The sequence below is a fragment of the Aquirufa nivalisilvae genome, assembly GCF_004307455.1.
Taxonomy (GTDB): domain Bacteria; phylum Bacteroidota; class Bacteroidia; order Cytophagales; family Spirosomataceae; genus Aquirufa; species Aquirufa nivalisilvae.
The window spans coordinates 1-246 of record NZ_SEWX01000036.1; the positions used below are offsets into that span (position 1 = coordinate 1).

A 246-nucleotide genomic window follows, 5' to 3' on the forward strand; every position below is an offset into this window, starting at 1 on the left:
TCGAGTTGATCGTTCCATCAGTCGCATTCACTGTGGCCGATTCTGCTTTGTACAAGACCATCGATCCTGTAGCCACACCTGCTGTAAAGGTCAAGCTAGTTGCTGTACCAAAGTTCGTAGCGGCTACGGTTGGGTTTGTCACAGGACTTGATGATGCCGTCGCTCCACTGAATGTGATATTTTTTGCTCCTGTATATGTTGTTGCCGTATTGCCACTCGCATCTTGTGCGGTAATAGTTACTGTTT

General features: G+C 47.2%; 1 protein-coding gene. It reads right to left on the reverse strand.

Going from position 1 to position 246, the window contains the following annotated elements:
- On the reverse strand, positions 1–246 hold a 246-nt coding region (locus EWU22_RS13415; RefSeq protein WP_161566879.1), incomplete at both ends, for a hypothetical protein.